We start from the raw sequence: 12,316 nt of genomic DNA, 5'->3' as shown, positions 1-12,316 counted from the left end.
ACTCACGCAGGAGTTGCCTTGGCGATCACCACCGTCCCGGGGACCAAGACAGAACCGGGTCGCCCCGCGTCGCCGTACCCCGCAGGGTCGCAGCGGACGAGCGTCGGCCGCAAGGTACGCGACAATCTCACCGGGCACGCGTTCCTGATCGGCGCGGTGATCTGCTTCGCGTTCTTCTCCTGGTATCCGATGATCCGCGGCGTCGTCATGAGCTTCCAGCGCACCCGGCGCGGAGTCACGACCTGGGTCGGCTGGGACAACTACGACCGCATCATCGCCGACCCCAGCTTCTGGACGGCCTGGAAGAACACGTTCTACTTCACCATTCTCGCGCTGATACTCGGGTACGCGGTGCCGTTCTTCGTAGCGATCCTGCTCAACGAGTTTCGCCACGCGACGGGCTACCTGCGGATCCTGGTCTACCTGCCGGTGATGCTGCCGCCAGCGTCGGCGCTTTTTCTCTTCAAGTTCTACGCGTACGACCCCGGCGACGCGGGACTCTTCAACTCGATCCTCAAGGCGCTGCACCTGCCGACATCGCAGTGGATGCAGTCCCCCGAGATTACGATGCCGGCGATGGTGATCGCGTCGACCTGGATGAACATGGGCGGCGCGGTACTGATCTACCTGGCGGCACTGCAGAACATCCCCGGCGAACTCTACGAAGCGGCCGAGCTCGACGGCGCCGGGATCTGGCGGCGGATCCGCAACGTCACGATCCCGCAGACCCGGCTGATCCTCGCGCTCCTGGCGATGCTGCAGATCGTCGCCACGATGCAGTTCTTCATCGAACCGCTGATCCTCGCGAACGGTACGGGCGCGGAGGACTCCGCGACCTCGGTGGCGTACCTCATCTACCAGCACGGGTTCTTCCAGAACGACCTCAACGGCGCCGCGGCGCTCGGCGTGATCATGCTCGTGGTGCTGGCCGGCTTCTCCGCCGTCTACGTGCGGCTCAGCTCGAAACAGGACTAGGACGGGACGACCCATGGCACAGGACTCCGGGACCCGGACCCTCATCTCCCAGGCTCAGCTTCGACGGGGGAGCGGCAGGGTTATCTACTGGACGCTGCTCGCCGTCGTCGTCGTGGGCTTCACGCTCGTCTTCCTCGGGCCGCTCTACTGGATGGTCACCGGCGCGCTCAAGTCCGGCCAGGAGATCGCGCAGACCCCGCCATCGCTGTTCCCGAAGGATCCCCAGTCGCAGAACTACGCTGATGCGTGGAACAACCTGAACCTCGCCAAGCTGCTGTTCAACACGTTCTACTACGCGGCTGGCGCGCTGCTGTTCCAACTCGTCCTCGACACCGCCGCGGCGTACGCCTTGTCGAAGCTTCGACCGGTGTTCGGCAACGTGATCCTCGGCCTGATGCTGGCGACGCTGATGATCCCGGCGATGGTCCTCATCGTTCCGCAGTACGTGACCGTGATCGACCTGCCGATCCTGCACATCAACCTGCTCGACTCGCCGTTTGCGATCTGGCTGCCCGCCGTCGCGAACGCGTTCAACATCTTCCTGCTGAAACGGTTCTTCGACTCGATCCCAGAAGAGCTGATGGCGGCGGCCCTCATGGACGGGGCGACGCCGCTGCGCACGCTGTGGTCGATCATCCTGCCGATGTCGCGCCCCATCCTCGGCGTCGTCTCGATCTTCGCCGTGACGGCGGTCTGGAAGGACTTTCTCTGGCCGAAGCTGGTCATGCCGTCGCCCGAGACCCGGACGGTCAGCGTCGGCATCTACGCCTTCTCGGGTGGTACGCCCATGAACGTGGTGATCGCCGCGTCGGTCATCGCCGCGATCCCGACCGTCATCGTCTTTCTGATCTTCCAGCGGAACATCATGTCCGGTCTGACCACAGGCAGCCTCAAAGGATAGCCCCGAAGATGCAGACGCTGAGCATTGCAGCCCTCAGGCGGGCTCGATGAAGGGCTGACCGCACCGCCGCACCACCAGCGCAATCTCCCGCGGCGAACAACGACCGTCCGCCTGATGCACATTCAGGTCCGGCGAACCCGCCGACGAACTGACGCAGAAAGCAGGTGCTCGTGTCCACACCAGACAATGGTCCGTGGTGGCGTGGAGCGGTGATCTACCAGGTGTACCCACGTAGCTTCGCCGACGGCAATGGCGACGGCATCGGCGACATCGCCGGCATCCGGTCCCGGCTGAATCACCTGTCCGCGCTCGGCGTCGATGCGATCTGGTACAGCCCCTGGTACCCCTCCCCGATGGCCGACGCCGGCTACGACGTGGCCGACTACCGCGACATCGACCCGGTTTTCGGCACCCTGGCCGAGGCGGAGGCGCTGATCACGGAGGCACACGCGCTCGGCATCCGGACCATCGTCGACGTGGTGCCGAACCACTGCTCCGACGTGCACCCCTGGTTCCAGGCGGCACTCGCCGGCGGCCCGGAGGCGCCCGAGCGCGAGCTGTTCTGGTTCCGCCCGGGTCGCGGCCCGGACGGCTCGCAGAAGCCCACCGACTGGGTCTCGCCGTTCGCCGGCGACACCTGGACCAGGACCACCAACCCGGACGGCACGCCGGGCGACTGGTACCTGCACCTCTTCGCCCCGCAGCAGCCCGACTTCAACTGGGACCACCCCCGGGTGCGCGCCGAGTTCGAGGACATCCTGCGGTTCTGGCTCGACCGGGGCGTGGACGGCATCCGGATCGACTCGGCGGCGATGCTGGCCAAGGACCCGACGCTGCCCGAAGCCACCCCGGACGGCCCGAACCCGTTCGTCGACGTGGACGCGGTGCACGAGATCTACCGCAGCTGGCGGCGGATCGCCGACAGCTACCCCGGCGAGCGGGCGCTGATCGGCGAGGTGTGGCTGCCCGACCATGAGCGGTTCGCCAACTACCTCCGCCCCGACGAGCTGCACGCGGCCTTCAACTTCGACTTCCTCGGCTGTGCCTGGGAGCCGGCCGTGCTGCGGGCCTGCATCGACGCGACGCTGGCCGCGCACGCCCCGGTCGGCGCCCCGGCCACCTGGGTGCTCTCCAACCATGACGTCACCCGGCACGTCACCCGGTACGGCCGGGCGGACACCACGTTCAGCTTCGCCGCCAAGCGCGAGGGGACCCCCACCGACCTGGAGCTGGGCACCCGGCGGGCCCGGGCCGCCGCGTTGCTCTCCCTCTCGCTGCCCGGCGCGGCCTACGTCTACCAGGGCGAGGAGCTGGGCCTCTGGGAGGTCGAGGACATTCCCTACGAGCTGCGCCACGACCCGATGTTCGCCCGCTCCGGCCGGGTCGACCCCGGCCGGGACGGCTGCCGGGTGCCGCTGCCGTGGACCGGCGACGCACCACCGTTCGGGTTCAGCCCGGACAGCGCGGCGGTGGCCCCGTGGCTGCCGCAGCCGGCGGACTGGAAGGACCGCACGGTCCGCGCGCAGACCGGCGACCCGCACTCGATGCTCGAGCTGTACCGGGCCGCCCTCGCCATCCGCCGGACCAACCCGGCGCTCGGCGACGGCGACCTGACCTGGCTGCCCGCGCCCGCGGGGGTGCTGGCGTACCGCCGGGGCGGCGGATTCCGCTGCCTGGTCAACCTCGCCGACGCGGCGGTGCCGCTGCCGCCGCACGAGCGGCTGCTGCTGGCCAGCGGGCCGCTCGACGATGACCTGCTGCCGCCGGACACCGCCGTCTGGCTGCGTACCGCCGAGGAGCCCGGCGGGCCGGCGGTCCCGGCCTGACCCGCGCCGCGGCGTCGGCGGTCCGTCCCGACCGCCGGCGCCGCGCCCCAGAACGGAAGGAGGTACGAGGGAGCACCCGCCACGCCGCACGTACACGGGGGACCTGGCCCGCCTGACTAGGTGCGGCGGGCTCGTGGTCGCCCCCGAGGCTGGCACGCCACCCCGAACGTCCGGCGCGTCCTGGCTCCTTTCCCTGGGGCCCGAGCCCGGCGCACAATGAGCCGAGGCCGGCGGAGGATGATCCGCAGGCGGCGCGGACGCGGTCGGCGCCCAGTCCCGGGGAGCATGGTGGACGGTCAGTCGCTGGTCGGCAGGATCGCGCGGGTGGTGCACCCGCTGCGCGGCGGTGACCGCCCGGGGGAGGTGCGCGTCGTGGTGGACGGCATCGCCCACTATTACCTCGCGTACACGTCGGTGCCGGTCCCGGCCGGCGCCGAGGTACTGATCATCAACAACCGTGGCGCGCGTCAGGTCGACGTCGAGCCATGGCCCACCGTGGCCGGGAGCGGTAGCTCCCGGTAGGCAGAAGGGTCACTCCAGTGTTCGGATACCGCGTGCCCGCTCCCAACGAGGCGTTGCTCATCAGCGGACGAAAGCAGCGGGGAGCGGATGCGCTGCCCTTCAAAATCGTCACCGGACACGGCGTCTTCGTGGTGCCGGTCCTCTCCAAGGCCACTCGGCTGACACTGGCCATGCAGGAGGCCGAGGTGACCGAGGACTGCTACACCAAGCAGGGCATCACGCTGACCGTGCAGGCCGTCATCGCGTTCAAGGTCGGCGACGACCACGAGTCCATCGCCGCCGCGGCCCGCCGCTTCCAGGGCGACCAGACCCAGATGCCGACCCTGGTCGGGCGGATCTTCAGCGGTCACCTGCGCAGCATCATCGGCAGCATGACCGTCGAATCGATCATCCGCGAGCAGCAGACCCTCGCAGACGCCATCGTGGACGCCAGCAAGACCGAGATGGCCCGGATCGGCCTCGCCGTCGACTCGCTGCAGATCAGCAGCATCGACGACAAGGGCGTCGGCTACATCAACGCGCTCGCCTCGCCCCACCAGGCCAAGGTCAACCAGGACGCCAAGGTGGCGCAGGCCGCCGCGGACCAGGCCAGCGCCATGGCGCAGCAGGAGAGCGTGCGGCACCAGGCCGAGTACGCCCGGCAGACCGCCATCGCCCGGGCCCAGTACCAGGCAGAGATCGACCAGGCGCAGCAGACGGCGGCCCAGGCCGGCCCGCTGGCCGCGGCCCGCGCCCAGCAGGAGGTGCTGGGCGAACGCGCGTTGGTCGCCGAGCGTAACGCCGAGCTGCGACAGGCCGAGCTGATCGCCGAGGTGATCCGACCCGCCCAGGCCGAGGCCGAGCGGATCCGCACCCTGGCCCAGGCGCAGGCCGACGCCACCCGGCTCTCCGCCGAGGCGGCCGCCGCGCAGGACCGGATCGCCCTCGACCAGCGGCTCATCGAGCAACTGCCCGACCTGCTGCGCGCCGCCGCCGCCGGACTGCAGGGCGCCAACGTCACCGTGCTCAACGGCGCCGAGGGGCTCAGCAGTGTCGTCGCGTCATTGGCCGGTCAGGGCATGGCGCTGTTGGACGCCGTCCGCAGCGGGGTGACGCCGGCCACCGGCCCGACCGTGGACCGTGCCGCGGTGAACGGCACGCCGGTCACCCGGGCCTGATCCCGGATCACCCGGCCATCATCGTCGGCCGGCGCTCGTCGGGCCGCCGCCGTTCGGGCGCCGGGCCCTACGCGTTCCGTGCCCGCCACCGCCGGTACGCGTACAGGACTCCGCTGGCCAGGAAGAGGGCGGCGCTGACGAGCAACCAGCGGGCGAGGAACGGCTGCTGGTCCTGCCCGGTCGCGGCCAGGTAGGTCTCCCGGCCCTGCCGGAGAATGCCGGGCAGGTAGACCAGGAACAGCAGCGCCGCGGCCAGCGCCGGCACGCGGAGGTGGTTCAGCAGCGACGGCCCGGACGCCGGCCGGGCCCGTCGCTCGCCCACCGCCGCCCGCAGCGCCCGGTCGGCCGAGCCGTAGATCGGGAACAGGACGAAATCGTGGGCGATCGCCGCGCCGACGAACCAGAGCAGCATCCGCCCGGCGGTCGCCTCCCCGGCCAGCCGCAGGGCCACCCAGCCGGCGACGGCGAAGCAGCCGACGAGCAGCAGCAGGTGCCGCCCGGGCGCCCCGTACGCCGCCCGGAACCGCACCGCGACGTCACGCATCGGGTTGCCTCCGGAACTCGATCTCCGCCACCCACTTGGTGCAGTGCACCCCGGGCAGCGCCGGGACGATGACCCGCGCGGGATAGCCGTGGTCCGGGGTGAGGTCCACCCCGTTGACCCTCAGCGCGAGCAGCGAGTCGGGGTCGAGGACCTGGTTGGCCTGCAGGGTCGCCTGGGCGAACTGCCCCGCCTTCTCCAGCGAGCGGACGTGGGCGGAACCGGGCTGACCCGCTCCGACCAGCGCGGCGAGGTCGCGCAGCCGTACCCCGGTCCAGGTCTGCAGCGTCGACCAGCCCTCCACGCAGGCGATCGGCAGCCGGGCGGTGTGCTGGGGCATGGCCAGCAGGGCGGCCCGGTCCAGGCTGGCCTGCCGCCCGTCGGCCCGCAGCGCCAGCCGCCAGCCGGCCCCGTTGTCGGCGGCCCTGACGCCGGCGGCCGCCGCCGTCCGGTTCACCGGGAACCCGGTCGGGCCTTCACCGGGCTGCCGGCCCCGGGGCAGCAGCAGCGCGGTGCTGCGCCACCGGCCGTCGAAGTTCTGCCCGACGGTCAGGCCGGCCAGCAGCAGCGACAGGCCGCCGACCAGGGCGAGGGCGCCGCGCCGGGTCACGGTGGCCGGCCCGGGCCGGGCGGCCACCAGCCCGTCGGGGTCCGGTGGCTCGGGTCGGGTGGCGTCTCGCGGGACGGCCAGCTCGGCGAGCACCGGGCGGGACCGCAGCGCGGTGAGCATCCGCCGCAGCTTGAGCGCCACGTGCGTGACGAGCGCGGCGACGAACACCCACGCGCCGAAGTAGTGCGCGGTGTAGAAGTCGAACCCGAACAGGTACGCGTACTGGATGTTCAGCAGGCCGGTGGCGATCTCGAAGAGGATCCCGCCGACCAGCAGCACCAGGGAGAGCCGTTCCAGCAGCTGTGCCACCGATCGGGCCGGCGGCCAGTCGAACAGTTTCGGGATGACCGACCAGAGCTTGCCCAGCACGATCGGGATCAGCGTGATCCCGAGCGCCACGTGCAGGCCCTGGGTGACCCGGAACAGCCAGGACGGGCCGGTCGGCCAGTCGAACGGCGGCAACCGCAGCCAGCCGACGTCGTGCGGGAGGGCCTGACCGAACTGCGGGCTGTAGGCCAGATAGTCGAGCAGGCCGGTGAGGAACACCAGCGGTAGGCCGACCAGCAGCGCGAGGCCGTACACCGCGGTGAGCCACGGCCCGCGCAGCGGGCTGCGCCACCGTTCGCCGATGCGGCGTGCGCCGGGCGGTGGATGCTCCGCCAGCAACGCCCACCCACGGCGGGGAAAGCCGTACGCCGGGCGGCCGGGCGGCTCGGTCTGCGGGGGAGGGCCCGGGTGGTCCCCGGGGGACGTACGGTCGGCGCTCACCGGCCCTCCTCCTGGCTGCTCGATGTGCCGGCCCACCGGCGCTGGCGGGAGCCGCGCGTCCGGTGGCCGGCGCGGGGCCTCCCTTTCGGCAGGCTACGGGCGGTGACGCCGGCCCGGCGGGACTTGCCCGATTACGGATGGCTTACCGGCGCCGGTGGCGCTGCCGGGCGACAGATGTTGTGGATTGACTACGGCTGTCGCAACGCGGCCCGCCGTGCCGGCCTGCAGACCTACGCTGGCGGGCATGCGGGTACTGGTCACCGGCGCGGCCGGTTTCATCGGATCGCAGGTCGCCGACCTGCTGGTCGCCGAGGGGCACGAGGTGGTGGCGATGGACGCGCTGCTGCCCCAGGCGCACGGCGGGGGGCTGCCGGAGTGGTCGCGGCGGCACGACCCGGTGGTCGGCGACGTTCGCGATTCCGAACTGCTCGACCGGCTCCTGCCCGGCGTCGACGCGGTGTGCCACCAGGCCGCGATGGTCGGGCACGGGCTGGACCCGTCGGACGCGCCGGCGTACGCCAGTCACAACGACTACGGCACCGCCGTGCTGCTCGCCGCGATGCACCGGGCCGGCGTGACCCGGCTGGTGCTGGCCAGCTCGATGGTCGTCTACGGCGAGGGGCGTTACGAGTGTGCCCGGCACGGCACGGTCCGCCCCGCCCCGCGCCGGTCGGCCGATCTGGCGGCCGGCCGCTACGACCCGACCTGCCCGCACTGCGCGTCGACGCTCACCCCCGCCCTGGTACCCGAGGACGCCCCGCTTGAGCCGCGCAGCACGTACGCCGCCAGCAAGCTGGCCCAGGAGCACCTGGGCGCCGCGTGGGCGCGGCAGACCGACGGCCGGGTCTGGGCCCTGCGCTACCACAACGTCTACGGCCCCCGAATGCCCCGCGACACCCCGTACGCCGGGGTGGCCTCGATCTTCCGGTCCGCGCTGGCCGCCGGCCGGCCGCCCCAGGTGCTCGAGGACGGCCGGCAGCGGCGGGACTTCGTGCACGTCAGCGACGTGGCGCGGGCGAACCTGCTGGCGCTGACCACCCCGGCGCCGCGGCACCTGACGCCGGTCAACGTCTGCTCCGGGGAGCCGCACACCGTGGGTGAACTGGCCGCCACCCTGGCCACCGCCATGGCCGGGCCGGTGCCGCTGGTCGTCGGTGGCGCCCGCTCCGCCGACGTTCGGCACGTCGTCGCCGATCCGCGCCGGGCGACCGACCTGCTCGGATACACCGCCCGGGTCGGGTTCACCGACGGGGTCAGCGCCTTCGCCACGGACCCGCTGCGCGAGCCGGCGGCCCTGACGGTCTGACCGGCACCGGCACCGGCCCTCGCCCCGCCGGCGGCCGGCTGGCACGCTGCCCGGGTCAGGAGACCGTCCACAGCAGGTGGTTGACCGCGAGGGCGGTGCCGGCCTGCCCGAGGAGCCACCAGCGGCGGGTCGACGGGGGCAGGTGGGCGGTGGCGACCAGCAGCCAGACGGCGAACGGCAGCCAGATCCGCTCCACCTCGGCCTTGCTGAGCCCCGACAGGTCACCGGCGAGCACCGCCGCCGCCGCGGCCACCGGCAGCAGCACCGCCGGCCCGGCCGCGAGCATCTGCCCGGCGCGACCGCGCCAGCCCCCACGGTGCCGGATCCCGGACCGGGTCGCCCGGGCGCCGGCCGTCACCGCCCGAAGCAGCGCCGGTCCGAGCACCGGGCCGGCGGAGAGCAGCAGCGCCGCCAGGTTCGCCCACATCCAGTAGCCGTACGGGCGGTCGGCCGCCCAGCCCTGGTAGTAGCGCTCCACGACCAGCCGGTAGCCGTCCCACCAGCGGAAGCCGGCCACGGTGAACGCCACCGCCACCGCCGCGACACCGGCGGTCCCGGCGAGCAGCGCGGCGACCCGCCCCGCCGGCCGCAGCGCCAGCACGGCCAGCGCCAGCACCCCGACCAGCACGAAGCCGTACGACAGGTACAGCGCGAAGCCCAGCAGCAGCCCGCCCGCGGCGGGCGCCGCCCGCCCGCGTACCGCCAGCAGGGCCAGGCCCGCTGCGACCACGCCGGTGAAGAGCCCGTCGGCGGAGGCGCCCACCCAGACCGCCCCTGGCAGCAGCACCAGGAACGGCAGGACGGCACGGGCGGCGTCGGCCGCGCCGAGCGCCCGCAGCGCCACCGGTACGGAGATCGTGACGCTCGCCCCGATCAGGGCGCACGCCAGCGCGGCGGCGACCCCGCCGCCCAGCCCCACCCGGTCCAACCCGACGAAGACCAGCAGCGCACCCGGCGGATGACCGGCGGTGTGGGTGGACCACGAGTCTGGCTGGAAGTCCAGGATCCGACCGGCGAAGCCGGCCAGCATCGCGCGCACGTCGGTGACCTGGGGCACCTCGTGCAGGTACTCCGCCTGCGGCGTGAGCCGCTCGGCGAACCCGGTCGACCAGCCGTCGACCAGGGCCAGCGACAGCGTCCACGCCACCGACGCCAGGTAGGCAGCGCCGAGCAGCGCGGCCCAGCCGGCGGTGCGGGCCCACCGCGTACCGACGCCGATCACCGCGCCCGCGACCAGGACCGCGCCCGGGCTGCCCCAGCCCAGGTGCGGCCGCCAGGTCGCGTAGAGCGGGGCGGCGTCGGCGTACAGGCCGACGCCGCGGGCGTTGAGGACCGCGCCGACCACCGCGGCGAGCACGACCAGCGCCGCCTCGACGCCCAGCACGACCAGATCGGCTCGGGATCGGCGCACCGGAGCCCGGACGGCGGCCGCGGGCAGCGTGGTCGCTCTCATGTCGACCGGACGGTACGGTGCCCGCCGCGCCGGCGGTGGCCGAACGGCGCAACGTCACCGTCGCGTGGGAAGCAACGTGGGGGTAAGGCCCGTTCCATCCCCCGTCGGACGGGTCGGGTCCTAACGTCGGCGGTATGCCGACGCAGATCGACGTGGTGCTGCCGTGCCTGGACGAGGCCGCCGCCCTGCCCGGGGTGCTCGCCGCGATCCCGCCCGGATACCGGGCGATCGTGGTGGACAACGGCTCCCGGGACGGCTCGCCCGAGGTCGCTGCCCGGCACGGTGCCCTGGTGGTGCACGAGCCCCGGCGGGGCTACGGCGCGGCCGTCCACACCGGGCTGGAGGCCGCCGACGCGGAACTGGTCGCGGTGCTCGACGCCGACGGCTCCTTCGACCCGGCCGAGCTGCCCGCCCTGGTCGCCCCGGTGGCCGGGGGCGTCGCCGACCTGACCGTGGGTCGGCGTCGGCCCGTCCGGGCCGGGGCCTGGCCGTGGCACGCCCGCGCCGGCACCGCCCTCGTCGCGGCACTGCTGCGGCACCGGGGTGTACCGCTGCGCGACCTCAGCCCGATCCGGGTGGCCCGCCGCGACGCGCTGCTCGCCCTGGGCGTCACCGACCGGGCCTTCGGCTACCCGCTCGAACTGCTGATCCGCGCCGCCACCGCCGGCTGGCGGATCCGCGAGCTGGACGTCCGCTACGCCCCTCGCGCCGCCGGCACCCGGTCCAAGGTCTCCGGCTCGGTCCGCGGCACCCTGCGCGCCACCCGCGACTTCGCCGGCGTCCTGCGCACCGTTGGCGGCCCCCGGTGACCGTCCTGCTGGTGCTGGCCAAGGCGCCGGTGGCGGGAGCCGTGAAGACCCGACTGTGCCCGCCGGCCACCCCGGCCCAGGCCGCCCGGATCGCCGCGGCCGCGCTCGCCGACACCCTGGACGCGGTCCGCGGCACGCCCGGGGTGACGCCCGTGCTCGCGATGAGCGGACGGTTCGAGGAGGCCGAGGAGGGTGTCGTGCTGACCGCGGCCCTGGCCGGCTGGACCGTCCTGACGCAGCGCGGCGACGGGCTCGGCGACCGGCTCGCCAACGCCCACGCCGACGTGGCGGCGGCCTGGCCGGGCCGCCCGGTCCTGCAGATCGGCATGGACACCCCGCAGCTGACCCCGTCGCGGCTGGGTGCGGCGGTCCGGCGGCTCGCCGCGACCGACGCCGTGCTCGGCCGGGCCGTCGACGGCGGATGGTGGGCGCTCGGGCTGCGCGACCCCCGGCACGCCGAACTGCTCCGCGCGGTGCCGATGTCCACCTCGCGGACCTGGCGACGCACCTGGGCGGCGCTGGGTGACCGCGGGCTGCGCACCGCGCCGCTACCGGTCCTCCGTGACGTCGACGAATGGCGCGACGCGCTCGCGGTGGCCGCCGAGGCGCCGGCTGGCCGCTTCGCCCGTCAGGTGGCGGCGCTGCGTCCCACCCCGCTGTCGGGCGGTCGTCGGTGACGGTCCACGCCCGCGAGGAGCTGTCGGAGCCGCGCGCCGGTGCGGCGACGACCGAGGAGGACGGCTTCGCCGCCGCACTCCACCGCCGGCCCGGCGTGCACTGGCTGGTGCACAGCGACGGCCGGCGCAGCCCGTTGCCGGTACGGCGCTGGCACGGCCCGCCCGAGCCGGCAACGGCCGCCGTCGTGGCCCGGTGCGCCGACCCCACGCTCGACGTCGGGTGCGGCCCCGGTCGGCTCACGCTCGCGCTCGCCCGCGCCGGCCGCACCGCCGTCGGCGTGGACGTCTCCGCCCACGCGGTACGACTGACCCGGGCCCGCGGCGCGGTCGCCCTCCGGCGGGACGTGTTCGCTCCCCTCCCCGGCGAGGGGCGCTGGGGGCATGCCCTGCTGATGGACGGCAACATCGGTATCGGCGGTGACCCGGTCGCGCTGCTGGCCCGGTGTCGCGAGCTGCTCCGCCCGGAGGGCACCGTGATCGTGGAGTTGGAGCCTCCCGGGCTCGGCCTCTGGCGCGGACACACCCGGCTCGCCACCCTGCTGCCCGACGGTGAGCTGCGGCGTGGTGGCACGTTCCGCTGGGCCCGCCTGGACACCGTCGCGGTGCACGACGCGGCGGCCGCGGCGGGGCTGGTGGTGCGCGAGGTGTTCCGGGCCGGCCGGCGGTCGTTCGGCGAACTCGTCGTCCCGGCCGGCTCCGGCCCGAGCCGGTTGAGGTTGCGCCGTTGAGGTGGAGCACTGGGCCGTCGGGCCCGGCTGACCTCCTCGATGT

The 12,316-nt window shown here is 73.7% G+C and carries 12 protein-coding genes; 9 read left to right on the top strand and 3 right to left on the bottom strand.

Features of this window, described 5'->3' with window-relative positions; all coding sequences use genetic code 11:
* Positions 1–18: 18 nt before the first annotated feature.
* The 5 genes from SLP03_RS06585 (at position 19) to SLP03_RS06565 (ending at position 5,381) form a co-directional block, all read left to right on the top strand.
* The gene (locus SLP03_RS06585) at positions 19–975 is read left to right on the top strand and encodes a sugar ABC transporter permease (protein WP_319459610.1); all 957 of its coding nucleotides are present in this window, start codon (positions 19–21) and stop codon (positions 973–975) included.
* A 13-nt stretch (positions 976–988) separates the two neighbouring features.
* Positions 989–1,876: a carbohydrate ABC transporter permease gene (locus tag SLP03_RS06580; RefSeq protein ID WP_319459609.1), complete on the top strand. Its 888-nt coding sequence runs from the start codon at positions 989–991 to the stop codon at positions 1,874–1,876.
* A gap of 170 nt (positions 1,877–2,046) precedes the next feature.
* Positions 2,047–3,702: a glycoside hydrolase family 13 protein gene (locus SLP03_RS06575; RefSeq protein WP_319459608.1), complete on the top strand. Its 1,656-nt coding sequence runs from the start codon at positions 2,047–2,049 to the stop codon at positions 3,700–3,702.
* A 288-nt stretch (positions 3,703–3,990) separates the two neighbouring features.
* The gene (locus tag SLP03_RS06570) at positions 3,991–4,224 is read left to right on the top strand and encodes a hypothetical protein (protein ID WP_319459607.1); all 234 of its coding nucleotides are present in this window, start codon (positions 3,991–3,993) and stop codon (positions 4,222–4,224) included.
* Between the two features lie 32 nt (positions 4,225–4,256).
* Positions 4,257–5,381 carry an SPFH domain-containing protein gene (locus tag SLP03_RS06565; RefSeq protein WP_319459606.1) on the top strand — a complete coding sequence of 375 codons (1,125 nt, stop codon included), beginning with the start codon at positions 4,257–4,259 and terminating at the stop codon, positions 5,379–5,381.
* A gap of 67 nt (positions 5,382–5,448) precedes the next feature.
* Here the strand turns inward: SLP03_RS06565 and SLP03_RS06560 are convergent, their stop codons facing one another.
* Both SLP03_RS06560 and SLP03_RS06555 read right to left on the bottom strand, forming a co-directional pair.
* A complete protein-coding gene (locus SLP03_RS06560) occupies positions 5,449–5,925 on the bottom strand; it encodes a hypothetical protein (protein ID WP_319459605.1) in 477 nt (158 codons plus the stop codon).
* Entirely contained in the window at positions 5,918–7,300 is a 1,383-nt protein-coding gene (locus SLP03_RS06555; protein ID WP_413644477.1) for a molybdopterin-dependent oxidoreductase, read from the bottom strand. Before SLP03_RS06555 ends, SLP03_RS06560 begins: the two co-directional genes overlap by 8 nt.
* A 244-nt stretch (positions 7,301–7,544) precedes the next feature.
* Between SLP03_RS06555 and SLP03_RS06550 the strand changes: the two genes are divergently transcribed.
* The gene (locus SLP03_RS06550) at positions 7,545–8,606 is read left to right on the top strand and encodes an NAD-dependent epimerase/dehydratase family protein (RefSeq protein WP_319459604.1); all 1,062 of its coding nucleotides are present in this window, start codon (positions 7,545–7,547) and stop codon (positions 8,604–8,606) included.
* Positions 8,607–8,661: 55 nt separating this feature from the next.
* Here SLP03_RS06550 and SLP03_RS06545 read toward each other — a convergent pair whose 3' ends face one another.
* On the bottom strand, positions 8,662–10,059 hold the full coding sequence (locus tag SLP03_RS06545) for a hypothetical protein (RefSeq protein WP_319459603.1): 1,398 nt from the start codon (positions 10,057–10,059) through the stop codon (positions 8,662–8,664).
* 134 nt (positions 10,060–10,193) lie between these two features.
* Here SLP03_RS06545 and SLP03_RS06540 point away from each other — a divergent pair, with 134 nt between their 5' ends.
* The 3 genes from SLP03_RS06540 to SLP03_RS06530 are packed head-to-tail and all read left to right on the top strand — an operon-like array spanning position 10,194 to position 12,273.
* Complete coding sequence (locus SLP03_RS06540; RefSeq protein WP_319459602.1) at positions 10,194–10,868, top strand: glycosyltransferase family 2 protein; 675 nt, start codon at positions 10,194–10,196, stop codon at positions 10,866–10,868.
* Entirely contained in the window at positions 10,865–11,545 is a 681-nt protein-coding gene (locus SLP03_RS06535) for a DUF2064 domain-containing protein (protein ID WP_319459601.1), read from the top strand. The genes SLP03_RS06540 and SLP03_RS06535 overlap by 4 nt, the downstream gene beginning before the upstream one ends.
* A gap of 20 nt (positions 11,546–11,565) precedes the next feature.
* Positions 11,566–12,273 (top strand): class I SAM-dependent methyltransferase, encoded by a 708-nt coding sequence (locus SLP03_RS06530; RefSeq protein ID WP_319459668.1) that lies wholly within the window; start codon positions 11,566–11,568, stop codon positions 12,271–12,273.
* The last annotated feature ends 43 nt before the right edge of the window (positions 12,274–12,316 follow it).

Source organism: Micromonospora sp. RTP1Z1 (assembly GCF_033804685.1).
Classification (GTDB): domain Bacteria; phylum Actinomycetota; class Actinomycetes; order Mycobacteriales; family Micromonosporaceae; genus Micromonospora.
The sequence above is the reverse complement of the archived record's forward strand: the minus strand, read 5'-3'. Positions and strand labels throughout refer to the sequence as shown.

Coding starts and splice junctions, on each gene's coding strand:
- SLP03_RS06580 (WP_319459609.1), top strand. CDS start 989: ATGGCACAGGACTCCGGGACCCGGACCCTCATCTCCCAGGCTCAGCTT.
- SLP03_RS06540 (WP_319459602.1), top strand. CDS start 10,194: ATGCCGACGCAGATCGACGTGGTGCTGCCGTGCCTGGACGAGGCCGCC.
- SLP03_RS06545 (WP_319459603.1), bottom strand. CDS start 10,059: ATGAGAGCGACCACGCTGCCCGCGGCCGCCGTCCGGGCTCCGGTGCGC.
- SLP03_RS06560 (WP_319459605.1), bottom strand. CDS start 5,925: ATGCGTGACGTCGCGGTGCGGTTCCGGGCGGCGTACGGGGCGCCCGGG.
- SLP03_RS06550 (WP_319459604.1), top strand. CDS start 7,545: ATGCGGGTACTGGTCACCGGCGCGGCCGGTTTCATCGGATCGCAGGTC.